Raw genomic sequence first — 25,837 nt, 5'->3', positions numbered from 1 at the left:
ATTGCGGTGAGTCTCGCGCGTGACACGTACAGAAGCGCCAACCGTCTATCGCATGGCTTGGCGGGGCGCCATATCTGGAACGACGAATCATTTCCCGCTTGAAATCGGTGGACCTGCCCATGCCGCTGGCGAACACGCCCCCGGACGGATCCGAACGCCGCTGGGCGAGCGCATTCTGGCCGTCCATGATCGGACCCGGCGTGATCCTGGGCCTGGGCGTCGTGGGCCTGGCCCAGCCGGGGCCGGCCGTGGTCGCCGCCCTCGCGACGGGCGCGGCTGGCTGGTGGCTTTCGCGCCGGGTGGCCGCGCCGCCCGAGTCGCCGGCGGCCGGCGGCCTGGTCCCGGCCGCGGCCGTCGAGGAGGTCCCGCCCTTCGCGGCGATTCTCGACCGCTTGCCCGATCCGCTGATGGTGATCGCCGCCGAGGAGGCCGATGACCTGACCGGTCGCCGCTTCCTGTTCGCCAACGCCGCCGCGCGCGAGCTGTTCAAGATCCAGCACCAGGGCGCGCTGCTGGTCACCGCCGTCCGCAACCCCCGGGTTCTGGAGGCCGTCGACGAGGCGCTGTTCGGCGGCGTCGAGGGCGTGGTCGAGTTCGAGACCGGCGGCGCCCAGGGGCGGTCGTGGCTAGCCTACGCCCGGCCGCTGGAGGAGGGGCGGGGCGCTCGCGCCTGGCCCTGCTGGCCCTGCGCGACGAGACCGACGCCCGCCGCAGCGAGCGGACCCGCGCCGACTTCCTGGCCAACGCCAGCCACGAGCTGCGCACGCCGCTGGCCTCGCTGTCGGGCTTCATCGAGACCCTGCGCGGCCACGCCAAGGACGACCCGGGCGCACGCGACAAGTTCCTGGCCATCATGCTGGCCCAGGCCGAGCGGATGTCGCGCCTGATCGACGATCTGATGAGCCTGTCGCGGATCGAGCTGAACGAGCACATCGCGCCGCTGGGCCGGGTCGACCTGGCGATGGCCGCGATCGACGTGATCGACGCCCTGGCCCCGCAGGCGCGCGACAAGGCGGTCGGCTTCGACCCGGTGCTGCCGCCGCGCGGCGGGGCGGTGGTCGACGGCGATCGCGACCAGATCATCCAGGTGATCCAGAACCTGATCGACAACGCCATCAAGTACACGCCGCGAGGCAGCCTGGTGCGGGTCGAGATCTTCCCGGGGCTGGCCGCCGAGGCCGCCGCCGCCGCCCGCGACCCGGCCGCGGCGCGGATGTCGCTGCTGACCCCCGACCACGATCCGTCCGAGCGCTACGCCGTGCTGCGGGTCACCGACCGGGGACCCGGCCTGGCGCGCGAGCATCTGCCGCGCCTGACCGAGCGCTTCTATCGCGTCGAGGGCCAGAAGAGCGGCGAGCGCTCGGGCACGGGCCTGGGCCTGGCCATCGTCAAGCACATCATGAACCGCCATCGCGGCGGCCTGACGGTGGAGAGCGTTCAGGGCGAGGGCGCGACCTTCGGAGTCTATCTGCCGATGGCCAAGGCCGGCGCGGAAGTCGCGCCGCCGCCGCCGATCACCGCCGCCGAGGCCTAGACGCTAGAACTCGTCCCATTCGTCATGCTTGACCGCGAGCGCCGCGCCGCCCGGTCGTCGCATGGGCGCGCGGGCGGGACGCTGGGCGGCGGCGGGAGCCGGCCGCGCGGCCGTCGTCGTGCTCGCTCCGCCGGCGCTGGTGGAGAAGCGCGCGACCAGGGCGGTCAGCTCGCCGGATTCCTGTTTCAGGCTGGCGGAGGCGGCGTTGGCTTCCTCGACCATGGCCGCGTTGCTCTGGGTGACCTCGTCCATCCGGTTGACGGCGGTGTTCACCTCCGAGAGCCCGACGGCCTGTTCGCGGGACGATTCGGCGATCTCGTGGATCAGGCCGTCGATCTCGCTGACCTTGTCGGCGATGGTCGACAGCGCCTCGCCGGTGTCGCCGACCAGGCGCACGCCGCGCGCCACCTGGGACGTGCTGCTGGCGATCAGGGTCTTGATCTCCTTGGCGGCCTCGGCTGAACGCTGGGCCAGGGCCCGCACTTCCTGGGCGACGACCGCGAAGCCGCGGCCGGCTTCGCCGGCGCGAGCCGCCTCGACCCCGGCGTTCAGGGCCAGCAGGTTGGTCTGGAAGGCGATCTCGTCGATCACGCCGATGATGCTGGTGATCTGGCCGGAGGACTTTTCGATCTCGCCCATGGCGGCGACGGCGTCGCCGACGATCTGGCCCGAGCGGGCGGCGTCGGCGCGCGCGGCGGTCGCCGCTTCCGAGGCCTGTTTGGCCCCGTCGGCGCTCCGGCTGACCGTGGCGGTGATCTCATCCAGCGCCGCGGCGGTCTTTTCCAGATTGGCCGCCTGCTGCTCGGTGCGTTGGGCCAGGTCCTCGGAAGCGGTCGAGATCTGCTGGGCCCCGGCGCCGACGCTCTGGGTCGCGTGGGCGACCACGCCCATCGCCTCGTCCAGCGCCGTCATGGCGGTGTTGAAGTCGTCGCGGACCTTGCTGAACTGCGGGTCGACCTCTTTGGCGATGCGATAGGTCAGGTCGTTGTGCGCCAGATGCTCCAGGCCGGCGGCGATCTCGTTGACCGCGTGGACGCGGCCGGTGACCACGGTGGCGAACTTCACGACCTTGGTGATGCGGCGCTTGTGGTCGAAGATCGGGTTGTACGAGGCCTGGATCCAGACCTCCTTGCCGCCCTTGCCCAGGCGCCTGAACTCGGCGGCGACGAACTCGCCGGCGTTCAGCTTGGCCCAGAATGCGGTGTAGTCGGGCGAGGCCGCATAGGCTTGGTCCACGAACATCCGGTGATGCTTGCCCTGGATCTCGGACAGGGCGTAGCCCAGCGCGCCCAGGAAATTCTCATTGGCGGTGATGATCTGGCCTTCCGGCGTGAATTCGATCACCGCCTGGGCGCGGCCGACGGCGTCCATCTTGCCGCGTTCCTCGGCGCTCTGGCGCTTCTCGTCGGTGATCACCGTGGCGATCTTGACGATGCGCGAGACGCGGCCGCGCGCATCGAGGATCGGATTGTACGAGGCCTGGATCCAGATCTCGACGCCGCCCTTGCCGAGGCGCATGTATTCGCGGGCGTCGAACTCGCCGCGGCCCAGCTTGCGCCAGAACGCTTCGTATTCCGCGCTCGCGGCGTAGGCCGGCTCGACGAACATGCGGTGATGCTGGCCGACGATCTCCTTCAAGCTGTAGCCCATGGCCGAGCAGAAGTTGGCGTTGGCCACCAAGATCTTGCCGCTGGGGTCGAACTCGATCGTCGCGAGGGAGCGGTCCAGCGCGGCGAGGGTTTCAACCGCATGGGCTTGGGATCGCTTGAACATGATGTCGTCTTCTTGTCCTTGAAGGCGCGGGATCGGCCACACTGGTGGCGAAGCTGGTCAATAAGTTCTGAACGCAACACGGCGCGCGACGACGCAGGGTGTTTCATTTTGGGCGATATGATCGCCCGCGATCAGTATGCCTGGCTTAGGCCCTTGAAATAACGCCGGAATTCTTCAACCCGATTTGGGGCAGGTCCCGTGAGAGTCGCGGTGCGACATATCGACCAACGCCGTTATCCGAACCGGTCCCCGGCCATGATGGGGGTGGGGCAGGCCACTGTCGTCAAACTGTCATGCAACTGTCGCATAAGCACAGCGCCGGCCCGGCATAGATCGGGCTCGGGGGAAGGTCCGCGATCCTGCGAGGCCTTCGACAACTCGCGCAAGATTAGCCTCACGCATGCTGACCTGGCTCTCGCTCCTCGTCCTGGCGCTGTTCTCCGGCGTGGCCTTCACGGCCGGCCGCCGTCGCGCCGTGGCCGCCACCGGAGGTCGCGCCCGCGTCCTCCATTCCCTGCCGGATTACTACGGGACCTACGCGGCCCTGTGGGCCGGCGTGCCGGCCGCGCTGTTGCTGCTGCTGGGCGCGGCGTTCGGCGGCCGCGTCGAGGACGCGATCCTGCAGTCCGACCGCCCGGCCGCCGTCCAGGCGCTGGAGCCGGACCGTCAGGCCGTCTTCTACAGCGACGCCCACGCGATCGCCGCCAAGCAGGCCCCGTCCGAGGTGACCTACGAGGGGGATCTGAAGGTCGCCCTGGACGCCAAGGTGGCCGAGGCCAAGCGCATCGAGACGGTGCTGAATGTCGGCATGCTGGCCGGCGCCGGCGTGCTGGCCCTGGCCGGCTTCCTGCTGGCCTTCCCGCGCATCTCCACCGAATTCCGCGCCCGCAACCGGGTCGAGGGCTGGGTCGGCATTCTGCTGATCGGCTGCTCGGTCGCGGCGGTGCTGACCACCCTGGGCATCGTGCTCTCGCTGGTCTGGGAAAGCTGGCGCTTCTTCCAGAGCGTCAATCCGCTGTCGTTCCTGTTCGGGACGGAGTGGAGCCCGCAGATCGCCATGCGCGCCGACCAGGTCGCCTCGGCGGGCGCCTTCGGGGCCGTGCCGCTGTTCGCCGGCACCTTCCTGATCATGCTGATCGCCATGCTGGTGGCCGCGCCCGTCGGCCTCTACTCGGCGATCTATCTCTCGGAATACGCCAGCCGCACCGTGCGGGGCGTGGTCAAGCCGCTGCTGGAGATCCTGGCCGGCGTGCCGACCGTGGTCTACGGCTTCTTCGCCGCCCTGACCGTGGGCCCGCTGTTCCGGGCCGGCTTCAACGCCATCGGCGCGGCCCTGCCGCCCGGCCCGATCGCCCAGTACCTGATGGAAGTCCAGAACCAGATGGCCCTGGTGGCCGGGGTGGTGATGGGGATCATGCTGATCCCGTTCGTCTCGTCGCTGTCGGACGACATCATCAACGCCGTGCCGCAAAGCCTGCGCGACGGCAGCTACGCCATGGGCGCGACCAAGTCCGAGACGGTCAAGAAGGTCGTCCTGCCGGCCGCTCTGCCGGGCATCATGGCCGCCATGCTGCTGGCCGTGTCGCGCGCCGTCGGCGAGACCATGATCGTCACCATGGCCGCCGGCCTGCAGGCCAAGCTGACCGTCAACCCGCTCGACACGGTGACCACCGTCACCGTCCAGATCGTCACGCTGCTCACCGGCGACCAGGAGTTCGACAGTCCCAAGACGCTGTCGGCCTTCGGCCTGGGTCTCACCCTGTTCGTGGTGACCCTGAGCCTGAACATCGTCGCCCTGCGCATCGTCCAGAAGTACCGGGAACAATATGACTGACGCCACTCTCGGCGCGGCCGCCCCGCGCTCCGCCGCCTCGACAGCCATGGAAGCCCGGCTGAAGAAGCGCCATGCCGCCGAGCGGACCTTCAAGGCCCAGGGCATGGCCGCGATCGTCGTGGCGCTGATCTTCCTGGTGGTGCTGGTCGGCCGCATCGTGGCCCAGGGCTACACCACGTTCGAGGCCCACACCCTGTCCGTGCCGGTCTATCTGAACCCGGACCGCATCGACAAATCGGACCTCAGCGGGGTCAACTACGACTACATCGTCGCCGAGGCGGTGATGAAGAAGCTGGGCGTGCAGGACGACGACCTGGGCACGGTCTCGACCAAGGTCCAGGACCTGGTCAGCCGCGACTTCGGCTTCCAGATCCTGAACAAGCTGAAGGCCGACCCGTCGCTGATCGGCAAGACGATCGAGCTGCACGGCCCGCTGAAGGCCGACGCCGATCTCTACTTCAAGGGCGAGATCGAGCGCGCGACGGCCGAGGGCGACCGCAAGCTGGACAACCAGCAGCTGGACTGGCTGGACAAGCTGGAAAAGACCGGCGCGATCAAGTCGGGCTTCAACTTCGCCTTCTTCACCAATTCCGACTCGACCGAGCCCGAACAGGCCGGCGTGCTGGGCGCGGTGGTCGGCTCGGCCATGATGCTGATCATCACCGCCCTGATCGCGGTGCCGGTGGGCGTGCTGGCGGCGACCTACCTGGAAGAGTTCGCCCCGAAGAACCGCTGGACGGACATCATCGAGGTCAACATCAACAACCTCGCGGCCGTACCGTCGATCGTCTACGGCCTGCTGGGCCTGGCCCTGTTCATCAACTGGCTGAACGTGCCGCGGTCCTCGCCGCTGGTCGGCGGCCTGGTCCTGGCCCTGATGGCCCTGCCCACCGTGATCATCGCCACCCGCTCGGCGCTGAAGGCCGTGCCGCCGTCGATCCGCGAGGCCGCCCTGGGCGTCGGCGCGTCCAAGACCCAGACGGTCTTCCACCACGTCCTGCCGCTGGCCATGCCCGGCGTGATGACCGGCGCCATCCTGTCGCTGGCCCACGCCCTGGGCGAGACGGCCCCGCTGCTGATGATCGGCATGGTCTCGTTCGTGCCCGGCGTGCCCGAAGGCTTCACCGGCGCGGCCACCGTCCTGCCGGTTCAGGTGTTCATCTGGGAGAACGCCTCGGAGCGGGCCTTCCACGAGCGCACCGCCGCCGCCATCATCGTCCTTCTCGTCTTCATGATCGTCATGAACGCCGCGGCCGTGATCCTGCGCCGTCGCTTCGAACGCCGCTGGTAGGTTTCACATGATCCTGATCCTGAACCCCAACGCTTCGCCCCTTCTCCGCGGACACGCCATGACCGTCCAAAGCCCCGACGACACCGCCCGCACGCCGGTGATCCACGCCACCGTGCCGCACGCCAACGCCGCCGCGCCGGTGGGCGAGGCCAAGATCAAGGCGCGCAGCGTCAAGGTCTTCTACGGCGAGAAACAGGCCCTGTTCGACGTCGACCTGGACATTCCGGGCAAGTCGGTGACCGCCTTCATCGGCCCGTCGGGCTGCGGCAAGTCGACCTTCCTGCGCTGCATCAACCGGATGAACGACACCATCCCCTCGGCCCGCGTCGAGGGTTCGATCGAGATCGACGGCAATGACGTCAATCTCAAGAGCGTCGACCCGGTGGTCCTGCGCTCGCGGGTCGGCATGGTGTTCCAGAAGCCGAACCCCTTCCCCAAGACCATCTTCGAGAACGTCGCCTACGGCCCGCGCATCCACGGCCTGGCCTCGCGCAAGGACGAGCTGGAAGCCGTCGTCGAGAGCAGCCTGAAGAAGGCCGGCCTCTGGAACGAGGTCGCCGACCGCCTGCACCAGCCGGGCACCGGTCTCTCGGGCGGCCAGCAGCAGCGCCTGGTCATCGCCCGCGCCATCGCCGTGTCGCCGGAAGTGATCCTGATGGACGAGCCCTGCTCGGCCCTGGACCCGATCGCCACCGCCAAGATCGAGGAGCTGATCGACGAACTGCGGACCCAGTTCTGCATCGTCATCGTCACCCACTCGATGGCCCAGGCCGCCCGCGTCTCGCAACGCACGGCCTTCTTCCACCTGGGCAAGCTGGTCGAGAGCGGTCCGACCGAGGAGATGTTCACCAATCCTCGCGACAGCCGCACGCAAGACTACATCACCGGCCGCTTCGGCTAAGCGACTCGGGAGAGAACGGACATGACCGAACATACCGTCAAGTCGTACGGCGAAGAGCTGGCCCACCTCACGGCCGAAGTCACCCGCATGGGCGGCATCGCCGAGAGCCAGGTCGCCGACTGCATCGCCGCCATCGCCCGCCGCGACGGACCGCTGGCCCAGGCCGTGGTCGCCGGCGACGAGCGCCTGGACGCCCTGCAGGGCGAGATCGAGCGCAAGGCCTTCCGCCTGATCGCCCTGCGCCAGCCGATGGCCGTGGACCTTCGCCACGCCGTCGCCGCCCTTAAGATCTCGATGAGCCTGGAACGCTGCGGCGACATGGCCAAGAACATCGGCAAGCGCGCGCTGATCCTGACCGAGGCCGATCCGATGACCGCCCTGACCCGCTCGATCGAGCGCATGGGCAAGCTGGTGCAGAGCCGCCTGAAGGACGTCTTGGACGCCTACACCACCTCGGACCTGCAGCGCGCCATCGGCGTGTGGAGCCGCGACGAGGAAGTCGACGAGCACTACAACTCGATCTTCCGCGAACTGCTGACCTACATGATGGGCGACCCGCGCACGATCAACGCCTGCGCTCATCTGCTGTTCGTGGCCAAGAACCTGGAACGCATCGGCGACCACGCCACCAACATCGCGGAAATCATCCACTTCGAGCTGACCGGCGAAGAGCTGGTGTCCCAGCGTCCGAAGCTGGACGTGGTCTCGCAGTAAGCCAGGAGGCGATCGGAAGTGACTCCCTACGTTCTGGTGGTCGAGGACGAAGACGCCCTGGCCACCCTGCTGCACTACAACCTCGACAAGGAAGGCTACCGCGTCGGCGTGGCCGGCGACGGCGAGGAAGCCCTAATCATGGCCAACGAGCGGGCCCCGGACCTGGTCATCCTCGACTGGATGCTGCCCAAGGTCTCGGGCATCGAGGTCTGTCGCCGCCTGCGCGGCCGGGCCGAGACCCGCAACGTGCCGATCATCATGCTGACGGCGCGCGGCGAGGAGACCGACCGGATCCGCGGCCTCGACACCGGCGCCGACGACTATGTCGTCAAGCCCTTCTCGATGGTCGAGCTGACCGCCCGCGTCCGCGCGGTGCTGCGCCGCATCCGTCCGGGCCTGGCCGACGACCGCATCACGGTCGGCGACATCATCATCGACCGGGTGGCCCACCGCGTGAAGCGCGACGGCAAGGAGATCCACCTCGGCCCCACCGAGTTCCGCCTGCTGGACTATCTGATGCAGCACCCGGGGCGGGTGTTCAGCCGCGAGCAGCTGCTGGACGCCGTCTGGGGTTCGGACGTCTATGTCGAGGCCCGCACCGTCGACGTCCACATCGGCCGCCTGCGCAAGGCCCTGAACGGCTCGTCGGACGGGGATCCCATCCGCACGGTCCGCTCGGCCGGCTACTCGCTGGACCTGGACGCGGCTTAAGCCGCGGGCGCGGTTTCGCTGCGCCGACCTAGGATCCGGCCAAGCGGTCCCCGGCCTCTCCCGCCTGGGCGGCGAGGTCGGCAGCCGCGGCGATGCTCTCGAACAGCGCCGCCACCGTGATCGGCTTGGCCAGGTGCAGGTCGGCGCCGGCCTCCAGGGCGGCTTCGACCTGATGCGGCATGGCGTTGGCGGTCAGCGAGATGATCGGGATGCGCCCGCCGCCGCCGCCCGCCTGCTCGCGGGCCCGGATGGCGCGGATCGCCGTCAGCCCGTCCATGACCGGCATCTGGGTGTCCATCAGCACCACGTCGAAGGGGTGGCCGGCGAAGGCCTCCAGCGCCAGGGCGCCGTTCTCGGCCACGACCAGATCCGCCGTCTCGCCCAGCATCAGCTCGACCACGCGCTGGTTGGTCGGATGATCCTCGGCCAGCAGGACGCGCAATCGCTCGCTCGACGGCGCGGGCATGGCCCGGCGGACGGGCGTCGGAGCCTCGGCCAGGGCCGGGGCCAGACGGGCCGTGAAGCGGAAGGTCGCGCCTTCCCCCAGCGTCGACTGGCAGGTGATGTCGCCGTCCATCAGCTTGGCGAAGCGCAGGGCGATGTTCAGGCCCAGGCCCGAGCCGCCGAACCGGCGGGTGATCGAGCCGTCGCCCTGGACGAAGCGCTCGAACAGGCTGGCCTGGACCTCCGGGGTGAAGCCTTCGCCGCTGTCTTGCACCTCGACCGTCAATTCGATCGCGGTCTCGTCGACCACGCGTGTGGCGGCGCGCACCGCGACCGCGCCCTCGCTGGTGAACTTCACCGCGTTGCTGATCAGGTTGTTGACGATCTGGCCCAGTTTCAGGGCGTCGCCGGTGACGCGATCGTGGAAGCCCGGCGCGAAGTCCAGCGAGAAGGTCAGGCCCTTTTGGTGGGCCAGGCCCTCGAAGGTGGCCGCCGCCGCCGTCAGGCCGCCGCGCAGGTTGAAGGGGACGGTCTCCAGCTCGACCTCGCCGGTCTCGACCTTGGCCAGGTCGAGGATGTCGCTGAGCAGGGCGTTCAGCACCCGGCCCGAGTTCAGGATCACGTCCATCATCTCGCGCTGGCGGGCGGTCAGTTCGGTCTGGGCCAGCACCTGGGCCATGCCCAGCACGCCGTTCAGGGGCGTACGGATCTCGTGGCTCATATTGGCCAGGAATTCGGTCTTGGCGATGCTGGCGGCCTGGGCGTTCTGGACGGCGGCCTCCAGGGCCGCGGCCGAGGCCTTCCGCTCGGTGATGTCCTCGCTGATGATCAGCAGCAGCTTCTCGTCGCCCTCGCCGGGGATGGCGATCTTCTTGGTCTGCAGCCAGCGGTCGCCGTTGTGCGGGGTCTGCAGCGGCTCCTCGTCGATGACCCACACCCGGTCGCTGTCCAGCACCTTGCGGTCCATCTCGGCGAAGAAGGCGGCCTGGTCGGCGGGGAAGAAGTCGGCGTCGTTGCGGCCGATCAGCGCTTCACGCGGCACGCCCAGCAGCTCCTCGCCGGCGCGGTTGACCAGCACGAAGCGGCCGTCCTTGCCGTTCTTGACCACCAGCATGGCCGGCACGCTCTCGACCACGGCGTCGAGGAAGGCGCGCGAGTGCAGGGCCTTCGTCGGATGCGAGGCGTCGGCGGCGACCGCCGGATCGCGACCCGGCGGGGCGTGTTCGTCTGAAGCCATGCGCGGCGTTCGCTCCCTCCCCGCGCATCCGACCGTAAGGCGTTGAAGCGATGCGCGAACTCAATATGGCATAGAGCCGTCGGGCGGCGCGACTGACAAGCTTGGCCGGCGCCAATTGCGCCACACGAGACGATAGGACGCACTGCCAAGCGCTAGCGTCCCAGGCGCTTGAGCACCTCCTCGCGATAGGTGCGGCTGGTCACCACCTCGCCGCCGCTGGCCAGGGTCAGCCGCCACGAGCCGTCCGACAGCGGCCTGGCCTCGCGCACATGGGCCAGGTTGACCAGGGCCGAGCGGTGGGCGCGGGCGAACAGGCGTGGATCGAGGCGCGCCTCCAGGCCCTGCAGCGAAACGCGCAGCAGACCCTCGCGACCATCGCCCCAGTGGACGACGACGTAGTTGTCCGCCGCGCCGAACCACTCGACGGCCGAGATCTCGACGGGAACCCGGCGCGAACCGGTCATCACCATCAGCCGCTCGGGCTCGGACTCTGGCTCGGACGGGGCGACGACGGCGCGCGCCTCCGCCAGGGCGGTCTCCAACATGGCGTTGCGGGCGCGGGCCTCGGCGGCCTTGCGATGATGGACGGCGGCCAGGCCCACGGCGACGATGGCGGTGTAGAGCAGGATGCAGACGGGAGCCCGTCCCAGCGCCCGCCCGGCCAGGTCCGTCCCGCCGATGAAGACCTGGTCGATCAGGCTGGAGGCCAGGGCTTCGATAGGTACGGTCGCGACGCCGACGGCGAAGCTGGCCGCCAGGCCGCGTGGGCCGGTCCCGAACCGGCGCAGGACCCACCAGACCAGGCCCGCCGTCGGCAGCCAGGCGGCATAGACCGCGCCCTGCCACAGTAGAGAGGTTGGAGCGTCCAGGGCGATCCCGCGCGCGGCCGCGAACCGGCGCGCGAACCAGGCGGCGCTGACCGTGGTCATCAGCCAGCTATAGGCCGTGAACGCCCAGACCCAGGCGGCGGTCGGGGCAGTCCTCAGGCGGGTGACAAGGCCCGTCGCCGCTGGCGCGCGGCCAGCACCGCGATCCAGATCACGGCCATCGGTTGGAACAGCAGGGTCGGCCAGAGCTGGCTCCATGGCGGCGGCGGGAACGTGAGAAAGTTGCCCGAGAAGGCGCTGATCACCGCGCCATAGGCGCTCAGCATCTTCACAAGGTGCTCGTAGGTCCAGAGGTTCGGCGAGAACGGCCATGCCGTGGGGCGGATGAAACGCCAGAGGTCCCAGCCGCCGTAGGTGAAGCAGGCATAGACGAGGGCGGCGCTGACGGTCGCCTTGTTCCCCGTCCGGCCCTGCGCGACCAGCAGGAGGATCCACGCGCCGATCGTCAGCAAGCCCAGGGTGGCGGCCCAGTCCAGGGCGTTGGCGCGCTGGCGAGGATCCAGGTCGGGTCGCTTGCGCCTAAGGACTCGCGTTCCGGAGAAGAGCGTTATCGAGGCCGTCGCCGACAGGGCCGCGAAATAGGCGCTGAAATGCAAGGCGGTCATGACCCAGGCGGCGGCCAGCAGCACGCTCATCAGGGCGACGAAGACGCGGCCCGACCCGCGATGCAGGCGCGAGCCCTTGCGGGTCAGGATCGGCAGCAGGCCGATGGCGACCAGGAGGAAACCACAGCCGACATGCACGGCCAGGGCGGGGGAGAAGATCAGCTTGTCCATGGTCCGCAGCCTGACGGCCGTCGGCGGTCGCGCCACGACGATGGGGCGAACGACGGCGCGTGGGGGCGAACCGCTTGACCCGGGGCCTCGCCCGCGCCACACCCCGCGCTCATGGAAAAGCTGACCATCCTCCTCGTCGGGTCCGGCGGGCGCGAGCACGCCCTGGCCTGGAAGATCGCCCAGTCGCCGCTGTGCGGCCGCCTCGTCGCCGCCCCGGGCAATCCGGGCATCGCGGCCGTCGCCGAGCTCAAGGCCGTCAAGGCGACCGACGCCGACGGCCTGGTGGCGCTGGCCAAGGAGATCGGCGCGGACCTGGTCGTGGTCGGTCCGGAATCGGCGCTGGAGGTCGGCCTCGCCGACAAGCTGGTCGAGGCCGGCATTCCCTGCTTCGGCGGCAGCCAGCGCGCCGCCCAGCTGGAGACCTCCAAGGCCTTCACCAAGGACTTCTGCCAGCGCCACGGCCTGCCGACGGCGGCCTACGGCGTGTTCGAGGACGCGGGCGGCGCCGGCGCCTTCCTCGACACCCTGAAAGCCCCGTTCGTGATCAAGGCCGACGGCTTGGCGGCCGGCAAGGGCGTGGTCATCGCCGCGACCCGGGCTGAGGCCGACGCCGCCGTGCTCGACATGCTGGGCGGCCGCTTCGGTTCGGCCGGCGCGCGGGTGGTGATCGAGGAGTTCATGCACGGCGAGGAGGCCTCGCTGTTCGCGATCTCGGACGGCAAGACCGCTGTGCTGTTCGGCGCCGCCCAGGACCACAAGCGCGCCTACGACGGCGACAAGGGTCCCAACACCGGCGGCATGGGCACCTATTCGCCGCCGCCCGTCCTGACCGACGCCCTGATCGACCAGGCCTGGCGCGAGCTGATCGTGCCGACCGTCGAGGGCATGGCCGCCGAGGGCAATCCGTATGTCGGCGTGCTCTATGCCGGGCTCATGCTGACCCCGACCGGCCCGAAGCTGGTCGAGTACAACGCCCGCTTTGGCGATCCCGAGTGCCAGACCCTGATGCTGCGCCTGGAAAGCGACATCGTCCCGATCCTTTTGGCCGCCGCCAAGGGGGACCTGGCCAGCGCCGAGCCGCCCAAGTGGCGCGACGAGGCGGCGATCTGCGTGGTCCTGGCCGCCGAGGGCTATCCCGACGCGCCCAAGACCGGCGGCCGGATCCAGGGCGCCGACGCCGACTTCGGCGACGAGGCCGTGGTCTTCCACGCCGGCACGACCCGCGAGTTCCAGGGGCGGCTGGTCGCCTCGGGCGGCCGGGTGCTGAATGTCTGCGCCCTGGGCGCGACCCTGCACGAGGCCCGCGACGTCGCCTATGCGGCGCTGGGGACGATCACCCTGGAAGGCGGTTTCTATCGCACCGACATCGGCTGGCGGGCCCTGAAGGGCTGACACTCGCCCCCACCTGACCGCTTCGCGGTCGTCCGCCCCCGGAGGCGGGCGGAAGGTGACCTTCTTCCCCCCTCCGGGGGAGGAGCGCCGAAGGCGCGGAGGGGGCAAGTGACTTGCCTAAGCGCTCGGGCCCTCTAAACTCCCTTTCAAACAAGCGTTGGGGAGAAGCGACATGGCCGAAGCCGCCGAACAGTCCGCCCAGGACCTGAACTCGGGCACCAAGCCGGTCGACCCCCGCCACGCGATCGACGAAGCCCGCCTTGCGGACTGGCTCGCGGCGAATGTCGAGGGCTATGCCGGCCCGCTGGAGGTGCGCCAGTTCAAGGGCGGCCAGTCGAACCCGACCTACCAGCTGGTCACGCCGGCAAAGAAGTACGTCCTGCGCCGCAAGCCGCCGGGCAAGCTGCTGCCCAGCGCCCACGCCGTCGACCGCGAGTTCAAGGTGATCTCGGGCCTGAACAAGGCGAATTTCCCCGTCGCCAAGGCTTACGCGCTGTGCATGGACGAGGACGTCATCGGCACGATCTTCTACGTCATGGACAATGTCGAAGGCCGCATCCTGTGGGACGGGACCTTGCCCGACTATCAGCCGGCCGAGCGCCGGGCGATCTACGAGGCCGAGATCAACACCCTGGCGGCCCTGCACAATGTCGACTACGCGGCCGTGGGCCTGGCCGACTACGGCAAGCCGGGCAACTATTTCGCCCGCCAGATCGATCGCTGGACCAAGCAGTACAAGGCGTCGGAAACCCGGACCATCGAGGAGATGGACCGGCTGATGGACTGGCTGCCGAAGAGCTGCCCCGTCGACGACAAGACTTCGATCGTCCATGGCGATTACCGCCTGGACAACATGATCCTGCACGCCACCGAGCCGCGCGTGGTCGCGGTGCTGGACTGGGAGCTGTCGACCCTGGGCAATCCGCTGGCCGACTTCAGCTACTTCCTGATGAACTGGGTGATGCCGTCGGACCAGCGCGGGGGCCTGGCCGAGATCCAGGACCTGGAGGCCTATGGGGTGCCGACCATTCCCCAGGCGGTCGAGCGTTATTGCAAGGCCACGGGCCGCGACGGCCTGCCCGAGCTGGACTGGTATTTCAGCTACAACCTCTTCAGACTGGCCGGCATCTGCCAGGGCATCGTGGGTCGTGTCAGGGATGGCACCGCCGCCAGCGCCCATGCGCAGCTGATGGAGGCGCGCGTGCCGGTCCTGGCCAAGGGCGCCTGGGCCTTCGCGCAGAAGGCGGGAGCTTAGGGGCAACATGCGGAAACTGCTGTCGGGCGTCTGCGCCCTGGCGATCGCCGGGGCGCTGAGTGGCGTCGCGCAGGCCGAGACGGTCTTCGTCCAGGCCGGACGCCTATTGGCCGATCCAGCCACGGGCAAGGTCGAGACGGCCAAGACCCTGGTGCTGGAGAACGGCAAGGTCGCCCGCGTCGTCGACGGCTATGTCGCCGAGCCCGGCGGCAGGATCGCCGACCTCAAGGATAGCTTCGTCCTGCCGGGCCTGATCGACAGCCACGTCCACCTGACCGGCCAGCAGGGCCCGACCTCGCGGCTGGACAACGTCACGCAGTCGGCCGCCGACGAGGCGATGGTCGGGGCCGGCTATGCCCGCAAGACCCTGATGGCCGGCTTCACCACCGTGGCCGACCTGGGGGCGACCAACCAGGCGATCTTCGCCCTGCGCGACGGGATCAGGCGCGGCGACGTGCCCGGCCCGCGCATCATCGCCGCCGGCTCGGCCGTGTCGGTGCACGGCGGCCATGGCGACATCAACGGCTACAGCGAGGAGGTCATGCACGTGCTGCGGCCGACCTCGGTGTGCTCGGGTCCCGACGACTGCCGCCGCGCCGTGCGCGAGCAGGTCTGGCTGGGCGCCGACATCATCAAGATCACCGCTACGGGCGGCGTGCTCTCCAACACCGCAGCGGGCCTGAACCAGCAGTTCTCGGACGCCGAGCTCACGGCCATCGTCGAGAGCGCCCACCGCATGGGCCGCAAGGTCACCGCCCATGCCCACGGCGTCGACGGCATCAACAGCTTCCTGAAGGCCGGCGGCGACTCGATCGAGCACGGCACCTATCTGGACGCCGACAGCATCGCCCTGTTCAAGAAGAACGGCGCCTATCTGGTGCCGACCCTGATGGCCGGCGACTTCGTCTACCGGATCGCCTCGGGCCCGAACAACTTCCTCACCCCCGCCCAGACCGCCAAGGCGCTGGACGCCGGGCCCAAGATGCTGGCCATGGCCCGACGCGCGCATGAGGGCGGGGTCAAGATCGCGTTCGGCACCGACACCGGCGTTTCCGCGCACGGCGACAACGCCGGCGAGTTCGCACTGCTGGTCAAGGCGGGCCTGACCCCGCTGGAAGCCATCCAGACCGCGACGGTCAACGCCGCAGACCACTTCTCGCTGTCGGCCGAGATCGGCAGCCTGGCCCCCGGCAAGGCGGCGGACCTGATCGCCGTGAAAGGCGATCCGCTGAAGGACGTCACCGAGCTGCAGCGCGTGACGTCGGTGATCAAGGGCGGGGTGGTTTACAAGTAGGGGCGATTGAAGCGCTTCTCCTCCCCCTCTGGGGGAGGTGGCCCAAAGGGCCGGAGGGGGTGGCGCGGCCTATGCGGAGAAGCCCCCTCTGTCGCCCCGCGACAGCTCCCCCAGAGGGGGAGCAGAGTTATTCTACAATCCCACCGACGCCAGCAGCTCCGCCACCGCCGCTGGGTCGTCGAAGCGCGCGCGCACGGGCCAGGGCGTCACCTTCTCGCGCCACTTGGCGGGCAGGCGCACCCAGTCCTTCTCGGTGGTGACCAGGCCCGCGTCATAGACCTTGGCGCGGTCGGCCAGCATCTTCAGCGTCGCCTCGTCATATTCGCCGTGATCGGGGAAGGGGGCGAAGTCCACGAGCTGGCAGCCGGCGGCGGTCAGGGCCTTCTCGACCTTCCAGGGCTTGCCGATGCCGGCGAAGCCGACCTGCGGACCAGACGGGACCGGAGCGGCGGCTTCCAGGCGGGCGACCAGCACCGGCATGTCGCCGAACTGGACCAGCAGGTCGAAGTCAGGCTGCTCCATGTCGACCGGCAGCAGCACGATCACCGCGTCGGCGCGGGACAATCCGACCTTGAGCGGCTCGCGCATCGGGCCGGCGGGGAAGACGCGGCCATCGCCGAACGGCCACTCGCCGCCGCGCGTCTCGCCGTCGACCACCACCAGGGACAGGGCCTTGCGGATGGTCGGGTTCTGGTGGCCGTCGTCCATGACGATCGCCTGGGCGCCGACGCGCGTCGCGGCCTTGGCCCCGGCGACACGGTCGACCGAGACCCACATCGGGAAGTCCTGGGCCAGCATCAGCGGCTCGTCGCCGACATCGGCGGCCGTGTGACGGGCTGGATCGACCCGCACCGGCCCCTTCAGCCGGCCGCCATAGCCGCGCGACAGACCATGGGCGTCGACGCCGCGCTGGGTCAGGGTCAGCAGCAGCTCGCGGACGATCGGGGTCTTGCCGGCCCCGCCCATGGTGACGTTGCCGACGCAGATTACCGGCGCGCCGACGATGGCCGGCGTCGTGCGGGCGATGCGGCGTCGGGTGGCGTCGGCCCAGATCCACGACAGCGGGGTGAGCAGGGCGCGGGTCAGCGGGGCGGGGCCGCCGCTCTTCACGTACCACCAGCGCGGCGTACCGAGTTTCATGGGGCCAACTCGAGGATGCGGGAGAGGCCGGCGCGAGCCTCGGCGTCGCGGGCGTCGACATAGGCGCGGGCGCGGACGGCGCGGGCCTGAGCGGCGGCTGAATCGGCGAGGTCGGAAGCCAGGGCGTCGCCCAGGCTCTCCGGTGAGCTTATCAACACGCCGTCGGCAGCCTTCAGCCCCGCGAAGGCCGCGGTCCAGTTTTCGACGAACGGGCCGCTGATCGCCGGACAGTCCAGCCGCGCGGCTTCCAGCGGGTTATGGCCGCCGACGCCTTCGACCAGGCTGCCGGCGATGACCGAAGTCTGGGCCAGCCGGAACCACAGGCCCATCTCGCCCAGGGTGTCGGCCACGAGAATGTCGGCGCGCTCGTCCGGCGCCTGGCTGCGGAGGGCGGCGGCTAGGCCTCGGGCCCTGGCCAGGTCGACGATCGCCGGTCCGCGCTCGACATGGCGCGGCGCCAGGACCACCGGCGGGCGGACTTCCAATGCGGTGATGGCGTCCAGGACGATCTCGTCCTCGCCCGGATGGGTGCTGGCGATCAGCAGGGGCGGTCGTTCGAAGCGCGCGCGTTCGGCGGCTAGGGCGGCTTCGTCGACCGGCAGCGGCGCGGCCCCGAACTTCAGATCGGCCTCGCCGCCGACCAGGCCGCCGAGGGCCTCGAAGCGCTCGCGGGCGCGGGCGTCCTGGGCCAGGATCAGGTCGAAGCCGGAGAGTAGTTTCCGCGCGGCGTCCGGGCGCCGGCTCCAGCGCGCGAAGCTGCGGTCCGACAGCTTGGCCGAGACCAGGGCCAAGCGCACGCCCGCCGCCTTGGCCTCCAGCAGCAGGTTCGGCCACAGCTCGCTCTCGACGAAGACGGCCAGGCTGGGGTTCCAGCGGGCCATGAAGCGCCGGGCGGCGCCAGGGGCGTCGATCGGAACGTATTGGTGGATCGCGCCGGCCGGCAGGCGCTTGGCCAGCAAGGCGGCCGAGGTGGTGGTGCCCGAGGTGACCAGCACGGCGACCTCGGGCCGCTCGGCCCGCAGGCGCTCGACCAGCGGCAGGATCGACAGGCTCTCGCCGACGCTGGCGCCGTGCAACCAGACCAGCGGACCGTCGGGGCGCGCCGTCGGGGCCCTGGCCAGGCGTTCGGCGAGACGCTTCGGATCCTCCTTGCCCTTGCGGGCGCGGCCGGCTAGCAGCGCGGGCGCGATGGGTTCCAGCAGGCCCGTGGCGGCCCGGTAGAGGCCCAGCGACAGGGTCACCCTAGACCACGTCGTGCGGCGCCAGGCGACAGCTGTGCGCGCCCTGGCTGCTCTCGACCTGGATGGTCACGTGGCCGATCTTGAACTTGCTGGCCAGCTCGGCGCAGGCGTCGTGCAGGAACTGGTCGTGGTCCCCGTCCAGCGGACGGACGACGTGAGCCGTGAGCGCCGTCTCGGTCGTGCTCATCGCCCAGATGTGCAGGTCGTGGACCTCGCTGACGCCGGGCCGAGCGGTCAGCCATTGTCTCACCTTCTCGGAGTCGATCCCGCGCGGCGTGGCGTCCAGGGCCATGTCCAGCGAGTCGCGCAGCAGGCCCCAGGTGCCCAGCACGATGACGACGACGATGACCAGGCTGACCACCGGGTCCAGCCACAGCCAGCCGGTGAAGGCCATGGCCAGGGCCGCGACGACCACGCCGGCCGAAACGGCGGCGTCGGCGGCCATGTGCAGGAAGGCGCCGCGGACGTTCAGGTCGTCCTTGCTGCCCTTCATGAACATCAGGGCCGTGGCGGTGTTGATGACGATGCCGATGGCGGCGACGACCATCACCGGGCCGGTCTGGATAGGCTCGGGCGCGCCGAAGCGGCGGACGGCCTCCCAGGCGATGGCGCCGACGGCCAGCAGCAGCAGGGCCGCGTTGCCCAGCGAGGCCAGGATGGTGCCCTTGCGCAGGCCATAGGTGCGACGGGCGCTGGGGGCGCGCTTGGCCAGCACCGCCGCGCCCCAGGCCAGCAGCAGGCCCAGCACATCCGACAGATTGTGGCCGGCGTCGGCCAGCAGGGCCAGCGAATGGGTGACCAGGCCCGCGCCGGCCTCGACCACCACGAAGCCCAGGTTCAGCGCCGTGCCGATCGCGAAGGCGCGGCCGAAGTCCTTGGGCGCGTGGCTGTGGCCATGGTGACCGTGGCCATGGCCATGATGATGACCGTGGCCATGATCATGATCGTGATCGTGATCGTGGTGATCGTGATCATGCTTGTGATCGGGCGCGTGGTCGTGAGCGTCGTGCGGCATGGGCCCTACATCCCACCAAGGCGGGACGGGATCAATCGTCCAGCCCGACCAGGTCTTCCGCCCGGCGGGTGACGGCCGAGAGGCGATCGGCCCAGTCTTCCGCCAACTGGTCGACATCATCGCCGCGTCCCGCCCCGGTCGGGCCGTCCCAGACCATGGCGGCCCTGGCGAAGGGCAGGGGAACCAGGGTGGCGTCCCACGAGCCCAGGCGGATGCAGGGCTTGGCGGCCAGGCCGACGAAGATCACCGGCGCGCCGGTGACGCGGGCCAGGGAGGGCGTGCCCTTCTCCATGTGCTCGGCCGGGCCGCGCGGGCCGTCGGGGGTGATGGCGATCCCGCCGCCGCTCCGGACCCACTGGACCATGTCGCGGAAGGCCTGCTCGCCGTGCTTGTTCTTGGTCAGGTCCGTCTTCTTGGCCGACGAGCCCCGGATCGACGGAAAGCCCAGCTTCTCGACCGTGCGGGCGATGAACTCGCCGTCGTTCGAGCGCGAGATCAGGGCGCGCATGTCCTGACGGCGGGCCAGGTCCTGCGGCCAGCTGAGCGGCGACATCGGGATGCGCGAATGCCAGAAGCACAGGATCGCGCCTGCGCCCGTCTCGCGGCCCTGCTTCCAGACCGCTTCGGCCTGCTCGGCGCCTTCGACGGTCATGCGCAGGGTGCGGAACACCAGCTTGGAATAGCCGGCGAAGATCGAGGACAGCAGCCAGATCACGAACGGCGAACGCAGGGGTCTCACGTCGTCGTTCCTTCCGGAGCATGGTCCAGGTCTTGGGCCTTGGCCAGGCGCGCATAGAGCCCGCCGGCGCGGACCAGCTCGACGTGGTTCCCGGTCTCGACGACGCGGCCCTTGTCGATCACGTAGATGCGGTCGGCGTTCTTCACCGTCGACAAGCGGTGGGCGATCAGCATGGTCGCGCGGCCGGCCATCAGCCGCTCCAGGGCCGCCTGGACCTGGGCCTCGCTCTCGGTGTCCAGGGCGCTGGTGGCCTCGTCCAGCAGCAGGATCGGGGCGTCCTTCAGGAAGGCGCGGGCGATGGCGATGCGCTGGCGCTGGCCGCCCGACAGGCGCGTCCCGGCCTCGCCGACGGCAGTGTCGTAGCCCTCGGGCAGGGCCAGGATGAAGTCATGGGCGGCGGCCTGGCGCGCGGCGGCCTCGATCTCCAGCTGGCTGGCGCCGGGGCGGGCATAGGCGATGTTGGCGCGGACGCTGTCGTCGAACAGGAACGGCTCCTGGGTCACCAGGGCGATGCGGTCGCGCAGGGACGCCAGGGTCACCGCGCGGACGTCGTGGCCGTCGATGGTCACGGCCCCGCCGTTTACGTCGTAGAAGCGCGGGATCAGGTTCAGGATCGAGCTCTTGCCGCCGCCTGAGGGACCGACCAGGGCCACGGTCTCGCCCTTGCGCGCGGTCAGCGAGACGTCGGACAGGGCCGGAATCTCGGCGCCGTACGAGAACGTGACGTGGTCCAGCACGATGACGCCGTCGCCGGCCGGCAGAGCCTTGGCGTCGGCGGGGTCGACGATGGCCGGCTCGACGTCGAGCGCGGCGAACAGGCGCCGGGCGCCGGTGAAGCCCTCGCTGAACACGGTCTGCAGGTTGGCGACCTGGCGCAGGGACTGCAGGGCCATGGCCAGGGCTCCGAGAAAGGCGGTGAACACCCCGGCGGTCATGCCGCCCGTCGTCGCCCGCCAGCCGGCATAGGCCAGGACGCCGGCGGTGATCAGGGCGCCGAAGGCCTCGGTGGCGGGCGCGGCCATGGCCTTGGCGTTGCTGCCCTTGATCAGGTGGCGCTGGCGACGTTCGATCACGGCGGCGACGCGGCCTTCCTCATAGGCCTCGCGGTTCTCCATCTTGACGATCTTGATCCCGTCCAGGCTCTCCATGATCGCGGTCGAGAGATTGGAGGTCTCGCCCATGGCGCCCTTGGCGGCCTTGGTGGTCTTCTTCGAGAACCGCCGGATGAACAGGCTGGCGACCGGGCCGATGATCAGGACGCCGGAGGCCAAGACCCAGTCCAGCTGGAACATGACCACCAGCGTGCCGACCACGGTCAGGAACTCGCGGGTGTAGTTGACCACGCCGCTGGTCGCCGCCTCGCGGATCAGGGTCGCGTCATACAGCATCGACGAGACGTACGAGCCCGAGTGGGCGCCGCGCAGGCGGGCCAGGTCCGAGCGCATCAGCTTGCCGAACAGCCGCAGCTGCATGTCGCCGACGACGCCGTTGCCGATCCGGTTGATCGAGGTGGTCTGCAGCACCTGAAACACGCCGCGGGCGATGGCGATGGCGGCGATCAGCAACGGGATGCGCAGCAGCGCGCCGGGCTGGGGATGGGTGATCAGGTGATCGATGGCGGGCTTCAGCACCGCGGCCAGGGCGGCGCTCAGTCCCGCGACCGCGGCCGCGCACAGCAGGGCGGCGGCCAGCCGGCCCCGCCGAGGCCGCAGATACTCGCGCCAGATCCGCGCGGCGAGGGCGCGGTTGGGGGCTGGCGGCGCGGCGGGCTCGGTCATGGCGGCAGGGGTCGGATGTCGGGGGCGGACTGTCAAGCTCGGCAATGGCGGGTCATTGCGGCGGGGGTGCGGCTCTGTGGCTTTTGCATTACAGGGCCGTGGCGCCTAATTAGGCTTCGTCATCGAAGGATCGCGCCCGCTTGGCCAAGTTCGACCTCACCACGCCCTGGGGCCGGTTCAAGACCTATCTCCACTATCTGTGGAACGACCACGCCTATCTGCGCCTGGGCTTCTCGAACGCCCACTGGATCAGTCCCGAGATGGTTCGCGCCAACCAGCCCTGGCCGTTCCAGCTGGCCTGGTGGAAGAAGCAGGGGATCAAGACGATCGTGAACCTGCGCGGCGGCTTCGACGGCAGCTTCTACGCGCTCGAGAAGGACGCCTGTCAGCGCCTGGGTTTGAACTTCGTCGACTTCACCATCACCTCGCGCGAGGTGCCGATCCGCGAGCGGGTGCGCGGCGCCAAGGCGCTGTTCGACAGCATCGAATATCCGGCCCTGATGCACTGCAAGTCGGGCGCGGATCGGGCGGGGATCATGAGCGTCTTCTACGCCCACTACCGCCTGGGCCTGCCGATCCGCGAGGCTATGCAGCAGCTGGGCCCGCGCTACCTGCACATCAAGCACGGCAACACCGGCGTGCTGGACTACGTGTTCGAGCAATATCTGGAGGTCGGCGAACCCAAGGGGCTGACGTTCAGCGAATGGGTCGAGAGCGACGAGTACGATCCCGTCGCGATGAAGAAGACCTTCCGGGCCGGGATGCTGGGCAAGGTGCTGACGGACAAGGTGCTGCGGCGGGAGTAGGGGATACTTGCCCCCTCCGCGCTTCGCGCTCCGCCCCCAGAGGGGGAAGAAGGATTACCTTCCGCCCCCTCTGGGGGCGGACGACCGCGAAGCGGTCAGGTGGGGGCCAGTGACCCGGCCCCCTGCAACCTTCAGTCCGCGCTCGGATCCAGCAGCTTGTGGGCGTGGATGATGAAATACCGCGCGTGGGCGTTGTCGACGGTGGCCTGGGCCTTGGCCTTCCAGGCCTTGTGAGCCGCATCGTAGTTCGGGAAGGCGCCCACGAACTCGACCTTGTCGAGGTCGCGGAATTCGGCGCCCGAGACGTCCTTCAGTTCACCACCGATGACGATATGAAGAAGCTGCTTGTCAGCCATTTGGAGCAAGTTCCTGCGAGGAATTGGTTTTATGGCAGCTCGATATGCCCGACGCGTGACAGGATCAATGGATGAAGCGCCTTATTGGCGCAAACCAGGCTCGGAACCTGCGGAACGGGGCGATTATAGGCGAAGTCGCGGCCCTTGTGGTCGCTGAGCGCGGCCCCGGCCCGGCGGCAGATCAGGTCGGCGGCGGCCACGTCCCACTCGCTCTTGGGCGACAGGGCGATGGCCGCGTCGAAGGTCCCGGCGGCCACCAGGCACATGCGATAGGCGATGGAGTTGCGGCTTTCGATCCGCATGTCCGGCCAGGGTTCGCGCCAAGCCGGGTGGGCGAACATCTTGGCGTCGCCCAGCATCGCCGCGCCGAACAGCTGGTCCGTCGCGCTGGGCGCGATCGGGGCGCCGTTCAGCAGGGCGGGCCCGTGCAGCGTGGCGGCGTAGGTCTCGTCCAGCGCCGGGGCGTGGACGACGCCCGCGACGGGCTGACCGTCTTCGACGATCGCGATCGAGACCGCGAACCACGGCTTGCTCTTCATGAAGGCCACGGTGCCGTCGATCGGGTCGACGACAAACTGACGGGCGGTGGACAGCCGCGCCGGATCGTCGGCGGTCTCTTCCGACAGCCAGCCATAGTCGGGCCGCGCCGCCCGCAGCTGCGTCCTCAGCAGGGTGTCGACGGCCAGATCGGCGTCGGTGACGGGCGAGCCGCCCTCCTTGGACCAGATCTTGAGGCCGCGTTCACGGGCCGAGAGCGCCAGCGCCCCGGCCTCCTTGGCGGCTTCGAGGATCAGGTCCAGGTCGTTCATTTGCCCGCGATCGCCAGGGCGTCGACCAGGATCGACGGACTGTTGCTGGCGCCCCGGAACTGCAGGTCGGAGCCAGGAACGAGGCGGGCGTAGATGTCGATCAGGTTGCCGGCCACGGTGATCTCGGTGACCGGGCCGGTGCTTTCGCCGTTCTCGAACCAGTAGCCCGAGCAGCCGACCGACCAGTCGCCGGTGTTGCCGTTCAGCGAGGGGCCGAACATCGAGGTGACCACCAGGCCCGTCCCGGCGTCCTTCATCAGGCCCTGAAGGTCCTTCTCGCCCGGCTGGAGCGTCAGGTTGTGGGTCGAGACGCCGGAGGGGCCGGCCAGGCCGCGCGAGGCGTGGCCGGTGGTGACCAGGCCCAGTTGCCTGGCGGACGAGGTGTTCAGCAGCCAAGTGGTCAGCACGCCGTCGTCGATCAGGGCGCGCGCTTCCGTCGCCACGCCCTCGTCGTCGAACGGGGCCGAGCCCAGGCCACGCACGCGGTGCGGGTCTTCCAGCAGGTTGACGCCGCGCGCGAAGATCGGCTGGCCCAGCTTGTCCTTCAGGAACGAGGTGCCCCGGGCGATCGACGGGCCGGAGATCGCGCCCAGCAGCGGGCCGATCAAGCTCATGGCCAGGCGGTTCTCGAAGATCACCGGGGCGGTGGTCGAGGCGATCTTGCGCGGGTTGAGGCGGGCCACCGCCTGGCGGCCGGCCTCCATGCCGATGTCGCCGGCGGCCGGCAGGTCGCCGAAGTGGCGGGTCGAGCGGCCTTCGCCGCCGCGCTCCATGCCCGCGCCCTCGCCGGCGATGGCCGAGGCCGAGATCGAGTGGCCGGTGGCGGCGTGGGTCCCGTGGAAGCCGTCGCTGGTGGCCAGCGCCCAGGCCGACGAGCTCCAGGTGGCCGAGCCGCCGTCGGAATTGGTCACGCCCTTGACCGCGCGGGCATGTTCCTCGGCCTGGCGGGCCTGGGTCTCCAGCGTTTCGGCCGAGGGCTCGTAGGCGTCGATCAGATCGAGGTCGGGGAACGGGCCTCTGGCCAGACGCTCCCGCGGCGCGAGGCTGGCATAGGGGTCTTCCGGCGCCAGGCGGGCCATGGCCACGGCGCGCTCGATCAGCTTGGCGCGCGCCTCGGCCGAGATGTCCGAGCCGGAAACGGTGGCGCTACGCTGGCCGATGAAGACGCGCAGGCCCAGATCGCGGGCCTCTTCGCGCTCGACCTCTTCCAGCTCGCCCAGGCGAACGGAGACGGAGAGGGATTGGCGCTCGGCGAAGACGGCTTCGGCGGCGTCCGCCCCGGCCTTGCGCGCGGCGGCGACCACGTCATGCAGCAGATTATCGTCCATGCGGTCTTATGGACGACCGGCCCCCGCAGGGGCAAGCATTAGCCGATGGCTGACAGCAGCAGGGCCACGCCCGCGAACACATAGGCCAGCCAGGTGGCGACCATGCCGACCGCGCGCGGGATCGAGGCGCCGCCGCTGTTGGACAGGCCGACGGCGTGGGCGACCCGGCCGGCGAACAGCACGAAGCCGACGACATGGATGGCCAGCGGCGCGGCGCCGGCGACCGCCAGCACGGCCAGGGCGGCGATGCCGGTCGGGATGTATTCCGAGGCGTTGCCGAAGGCGCGGATGGCGCGGGCCAGCTCCGGAATGCCCTCGTCGCCCAGGGCGACCTTGTGTTTCTGGCGCAGACGCACGACCAGCGCCGACAGGATCAGCAACAGAAAAAGGTGCAGCCCGGCCCAAAGCGCCGCGGCATGGCCGGAAACGATCGTATCCATCACTCAAACCCTAGTACGCCGCCCGCCCCCGAGCGCGATGACCGACGAAAGCGGATGCCGATTTCGTCGGTCATCGCGCTCAGAATGTATAGTGCGGAGCCTGCTCATCCGCGCTTCGCGCGGGCAGGCTCCGAGCGCGAAG

At 69.7% G+C, this 25,837-nt stretch carries 22 protein-coding genes and 1 pseudogene; 10 read left to right on the top strand and 13 right to left on the bottom strand.

Features of this window, described 5'->3' with window-relative positions; genetic code table 11:
• Positions 1 to 119 precede the first annotated feature (119 nt).
• Positions 120 to 1,534 (top strand): annotated as a pseudogene (locus MZV50_RS24340) (sensor histidine kinase).
• A 3-nt stretch (positions 1,535 to 1,537) separates the two neighbouring features.
• Here MZV50_RS24340 and MZV50_RS24335 read toward each other — a convergent pair.
• Positions 1,538 to 3,307: a methyl-accepting chemotaxis protein gene (locus tag MZV50_RS24335; protein ID WP_252631918.1), complete on the bottom strand. Its 1,770-nt coding sequence runs from the start codon at positions 3,305 to 3,307 to the stop codon at positions 1,538 to 1,540.
• Between the two features lie 400 nt (positions 3,308 to 3,707).
• Between MZV50_RS24335 and pstC the strand changes: the two genes are divergently transcribed.
• The 5 genes from pstC to phoB are packed head-to-tail and all read left to right on the top strand — an operon-like array spanning position 3,708 to position 8,758.
• Positions 3,708 to 5,141: a phosphate ABC transporter permease subunit PstC gene (pstC, locus tag MZV50_RS24330; protein ID WP_252631917.1), complete on the top strand. Its 1,434-nt coding sequence runs from the start codon at positions 3,708 to 3,710 to the stop codon at positions 5,139 to 5,141.
• A complete protein-coding gene (pstA, locus tag MZV50_RS24325; RefSeq protein WP_252631916.1) occupies positions 5,134 to 6,432 on the top strand; it encodes a phosphate ABC transporter permease PstA in 1,299 nt (432 codons plus the stop codon). Before pstC ends, pstA begins: the two co-directional genes overlap by 8 nt.
• Positions 6,433 to 6,490: 58 nt before the next feature.
• Positions 6,491 to 7,333 (top strand): phosphate ABC transporter ATP-binding protein PstB, encoded by an 843-nt coding sequence (pstB, locus tag MZV50_RS24320; RefSeq protein ID WP_252631915.1) that lies wholly within the window; start codon positions 6,491 to 6,493, stop codon positions 7,331 to 7,333.
• A 21-nt stretch (positions 7,334 to 7,354) separates the two neighbouring features.
• Entirely contained in the window at positions 7,355 to 8,047 is a 693-nt protein-coding gene (gene phoU / locus MZV50_RS24315) for a phosphate signaling complex protein PhoU (protein WP_223392818.1), read from the top strand.
• A gap of 18 nt (positions 8,048 to 8,065) precedes the next feature.
• Entirely contained in the window at positions 8,066 to 8,758 is a 693-nt protein-coding gene (phoB, locus tag MZV50_RS24310) for a phosphate regulon transcriptional regulator PhoB (protein WP_223392819.1), read from the top strand.
• 28 nt (positions 8,759 to 8,786) lie between these two features.
• On the opposite strand, the gene MZV50_RS24305 is transcribed toward phoB, so the two are convergent.
• The 3 genes from MZV50_RS24305 to MZV50_RS24295 all read right to left on the bottom strand — a co-directional run bounded on the left by MZV50_RS24305 (position 8,787) and on the right by MZV50_RS24295 (position 12,102).
• Positions 8,787 to 10,439: an ATP-binding protein gene (locus MZV50_RS24305; protein ID WP_252631914.1), complete on the bottom strand. Its 1,653-nt coding sequence runs from the start codon at positions 10,437 to 10,439 to the stop codon at positions 8,787 to 8,789.
• Positions 10,440 to 10,591: 152 nt separating this feature from the next.
• Positions 10,592 to 11,368 carry a LytR/AlgR family response regulator transcription factor gene (locus tag MZV50_RS24300; RefSeq protein WP_252631913.1) on the bottom strand — a complete coding sequence of 259 codons (777 nt, stop codon included), beginning with the start codon at positions 11,366 to 11,368 and terminating at the stop codon, positions 10,592 to 10,594.
• A gap of 53 nt (positions 11,369 to 11,421) precedes the next feature.
• A complete protein-coding gene (locus tag MZV50_RS24295) occupies positions 11,422 to 12,102 on the bottom strand; it encodes a hypothetical protein (protein ID WP_252631912.1) in 681 nt (226 codons plus the stop codon).
• 111 nt (positions 12,103 to 12,213) lie between these two features.
• Here MZV50_RS24295 and purD point away from each other — a divergent pair, with 111 nt between their 5' ends.
• The 3 genes from purD (at position 12,214) to MZV50_RS24280 (ending at position 16,043) form a co-directional block, all read left to right on the top strand.
• A complete protein-coding gene (purD, locus tag MZV50_RS24290; protein ID WP_252631911.1) occupies positions 12,214 to 13,494 on the top strand; it encodes a phosphoribosylamine--glycine ligase in 1,281 nt (426 codons plus the stop codon).
• A gap of 172 nt (positions 13,495 to 13,666) precedes the next feature.
• Complete coding sequence (locus tag MZV50_RS24285) at positions 13,667 to 14,749, top strand: phosphotransferase family protein (RefSeq protein ID WP_252631910.1); 1,083 nt, start codon at positions 13,667 to 13,669, stop codon at positions 14,747 to 14,749.
• Positions 14,750 to 14,756: 7 nt separating this feature from the next.
• Positions 14,757 to 16,043, top strand: coding sequence for a metal-dependent hydrolase family protein (locus MZV50_RS24280; protein ID WP_252631909.1), 1,287 nt, complete (start codon positions 14,757 to 14,759; stop codon positions 16,041 to 16,043).
• Between the two features lie 132 nt (positions 16,044 to 16,175).
• On the opposite strand, the gene lpxK is transcribed toward MZV50_RS24280, so the two are convergent.
• The 5 genes from lpxK to MZV50_RS24255 are packed head-to-tail and all read right to left on the bottom strand — an operon-like array spanning position 16,176 to position 21,956.
• Positions 16,176 to 17,183, bottom strand: coding sequence for a tetraacyldisaccharide 4'-kinase (gene lpxK, locus MZV50_RS24275; protein ID WP_252631908.1), 1,008 nt, complete (start codon positions 17,181 to 17,183; stop codon positions 16,176 to 16,178).
• Entirely contained in the window at positions 17,180 to 18,424 is a 1,245-nt protein-coding gene (locus MZV50_RS24270) for a 3-deoxy-D-manno-octulosonic acid transferase (RefSeq protein WP_252631907.1), read from the bottom strand. The genes lpxK and MZV50_RS24270 overlap by 4 nt, the downstream gene beginning before the upstream one ends.
• Position 18,425: 1 nt before the next feature.
• A complete protein-coding gene (locus tag MZV50_RS24265) occupies positions 18,426 to 19,439 on the bottom strand; it encodes a cation diffusion facilitator family transporter (RefSeq protein ID WP_252631905.1) in 1,014 nt (337 codons plus the stop codon).
• Between the two features lie 31 nt (positions 19,440 to 19,470).
• Positions 19,471 to 20,178, bottom strand: coding sequence for a lysophospholipid acyltransferase family protein (locus MZV50_RS24260; protein ID WP_252631904.1), 708 nt, complete (start codon positions 20,176 to 20,178; stop codon positions 19,471 to 19,473).
• Complete coding sequence (locus MZV50_RS24255; protein ID WP_252631903.1) at positions 20,175 to 21,956, bottom strand: ABC transporter ATP-binding protein; 1,782 nt, start codon at positions 21,954 to 21,956, stop codon at positions 20,175 to 20,177. Before MZV50_RS24255 ends, MZV50_RS24260 begins: the two co-directional genes overlap by 4 nt.
• 140 nt (positions 21,957 to 22,096) lie before the next feature.
• On the opposite strand from MZV50_RS24255, the gene MZV50_RS24250 reads away from it, so the two are divergent.
• The gene (locus tag MZV50_RS24250; RefSeq protein ID WP_252631902.1) at positions 22,097 to 22,762 is read left to right on the top strand and encodes a tyrosine-protein phosphatase; all 666 of its coding nucleotides are present in this window, start codon (positions 22,097 to 22,099) and stop codon (positions 22,760 to 22,762) included.
• A 131-nt stretch (positions 22,763 to 22,893) separates the two neighbouring features.
• Here the strand turns inward: MZV50_RS24250 and MZV50_RS24245 are convergent, their stop codons facing one another.
• Genes MZV50_RS24245 through MZV50_RS24230 form a run of 4 tightly spaced genes read right to left on the bottom strand, consistent with a single transcriptional unit; the run spans position 22,894 to position 25,695 of the window.
• Complete coding sequence (locus MZV50_RS24245) at positions 22,894 to 23,127, bottom strand: DUF4170 domain-containing protein (RefSeq protein WP_252631901.1); 234 nt, start codon at positions 23,125 to 23,127, stop codon at positions 22,894 to 22,896.
• A 20-nt stretch (positions 23,128 to 23,147) separates the two neighbouring features.
• Positions 23,148 to 23,927, bottom strand: a complete 780-nt coding sequence (locus MZV50_RS24240) for a 3'(2'),5'-bisphosphate nucleotidase CysQ (protein ID WP_252631900.1) — start codon at positions 23,925 to 23,927, stop codon at positions 23,148 to 23,150.
• The gene (locus MZV50_RS24235) at positions 23,924 to 25,255 is read right to left on the bottom strand and encodes a TldD/PmbA family protein (protein WP_252631899.1); all 1,332 of its coding nucleotides are present in this window, start codon (positions 25,253 to 25,255) and stop codon (positions 23,924 to 23,926) included. Before MZV50_RS24235 ends, MZV50_RS24240 begins: the two co-directional genes overlap by 4 nt.
• 38 nt (positions 25,256 to 25,293) lie before the next feature.
• On the bottom strand, positions 25,294 to 25,695 hold the full coding sequence (locus MZV50_RS24230; protein WP_252631898.1) for an MAPEG family protein: 402 nt from the start codon (positions 25,693 to 25,695) through the stop codon (positions 25,294 to 25,296).
• Positions 25,696 to 25,837 lie beyond the last annotated feature (142 nt).

This window comes from Caulobacter segnis (genome assembly GCF_023935105.1).
Lineage (GTDB): Bacteria > Pseudomonadota > Alphaproteobacteria > Caulobacterales > Caulobacteraceae > Caulobacter > Caulobacter segnis_B.
Note: the sequence above shows the minus strand (reverse complement) of the source record. Positions and strands in the feature narration are given on the sequence as shown.

What these genes read in the sequence shown, in the direction of transcription:
- MZV50_RS24335 (WP_252631918.1), bottom strand. Translation starts at nt 3,307, where the DNA reads ATGTTCAAGCGATCCCAAGCCCATGCGGTTGAAACCCTCGCCGCGCTG.
- phoU (WP_223392818.1), top strand. Translation starts at nt 7,355, where the DNA reads ATGACCGAACATACCGTCAAGTCGTACGGCGAAGAGCTGGCCCACCTC.
- MZV50_RS24300 (WP_252631913.1), bottom strand. Translation starts at nt 11,368, where the DNA reads ATGACCACGGTCAGCGCCGCCTGGTTCGCGCGCCGGTTCGCGGCCGCG.
- MZV50_RS24295 (WP_252631912.1), bottom strand. Translation starts at nt 12,102, where the DNA reads ATGGACAAGCTGATCTTCTCCCCCGCCCTGGCCGTGCATGTCGGCTGT.
- pstB (WP_252631915.1), top strand. Translation starts at nt 6,491, where the DNA reads ATGACCGTCCAAAGCCCCGACGACACCGCCCGCACGCCGGTGATCCAC.
- pstA (WP_252631916.1), top strand. Translation starts at nt 5,134, where the DNA reads ATGACTGACGCCACTCTCGGCGCGGCCGCCCCGCGCTCCGCCGCCTCG.
- pstC (WP_252631917.1), top strand. Translation starts at nt 3,708, where the DNA reads ATGCTGACCTGGCTCTCGCTCCTCGTCCTGGCGCTGTTCTCCGGCGTG.
- MZV50_RS24230 (WP_252631898.1), bottom strand. Translation starts at nt 25,695, where the DNA reads ATGGATACGATCGTTTCCGGCCATGCCGCGGCGCTTTGGGCCGGGCTG.
- MZV50_RS24265 (WP_252631905.1), bottom strand. Translation starts at nt 19,439, where the DNA reads ATGCCGCACGACGCTCACGACCACGCGCCCGATCACAAGCATGATCAC.
- MZV50_RS24285 (WP_252631910.1), top strand. Translation starts at nt 13,667, where the DNA reads ATGGCCGAAGCCGCCGAACAGTCCGCCCAGGACCTGAACTCGGGCACC.
- MZV50_RS24280 (WP_252631909.1), top strand. Translation starts at nt 14,757, where the DNA reads ATGCGGAAACTGCTGTCGGGCGTCTGCGCCCTGGCGATCGCCGGGGCG.
- MZV50_RS24305 (WP_252631914.1), bottom strand. Translation starts at nt 10,439, where the DNA reads ATGGCTTCAGACGAACACGCCCCGCCGGGTCGCGATCCGGCGGTCGCC.
- MZV50_RS24235 (WP_252631899.1), bottom strand. Translation starts at nt 25,255, where the DNA reads ATGGACGATAATCTGCTGCATGACGTGGTCGCCGCCGCGCGCAAGGCC.
- MZV50_RS24240 (WP_252631900.1), bottom strand. Translation starts at nt 23,927, where the DNA reads ATGAACGACCTGGACCTGATCCTCGAAGCCGCCAAGGAGGCCGGGGCG.
- MZV50_RS24255 (WP_252631903.1), bottom strand. Translation starts at nt 21,956, where the DNA reads ATGACCGAGCCCGCCGCGCCGCCAGCCCCCAACCGCGCCCTCGCCGCG.
- purD (WP_252631911.1), top strand. Translation starts at nt 12,214, where the DNA reads ATGGAAAAGCTGACCATCCTCCTCGTCGGGTCCGGCGGGCGCGAGCAC.
- lpxK (WP_252631908.1), bottom strand. Translation starts at nt 17,183, where the DNA reads ATGAAACTCGGTACGCCGCGCTGGTGGTACGTGAAGAGCGGCGGCCCC.